At 34.6% G+C, this 289-nt stretch carries 1 pseudogene; it reads right to left on the bottom strand.

Annotation, left to right across the window (positions count from 1 at the left end):
* Positions 1-181 precede the first annotated feature (181 nt).
* Positions 182-257: pseudogene (locus FLQ44_RS25410) on the bottom strand (dethiobiotin synthase); the annotation flags it as partial.
* Between the last annotated feature and the right edge of the window lie 32 nt (positions 258-289).

Here is a 289-nt window from a genome sequence, read left to right as displayed (position 1 = left end):
ATACAGCATCAAGCACTTGATACCGTGCTTTATCATGAGATTACTGGAATATCGATCCAGATACTGTTCGGAAAATGTTTCCCTAAATAGGCTTTTAAATATTCTGCGGTATCTTTTGAAATTAGTTGATCCTGAGATTCATCATTTAAGTTATAGGCAAGCGCATACAACTCTAAATCACGACTCTTCAATGCTTCTAAACTTAAAATCGTATGATTAATACTCCCTAAACGACCAGAACTCACTAAAATCACTGGCAGTTTTTTCTTAGGCGATGATTATTTATTTG

This window comes from Vogesella mureinivorans, from assembly GCF_007644035.1.
Lineage (GTDB): Bacteria > Pseudomonadota > Gammaproteobacteria > Burkholderiales > Chromobacteriaceae > Vogesella > Vogesella mureinivorans.
This window is presented reverse-complemented; position numbering and strand designations above follow the sequence as displayed.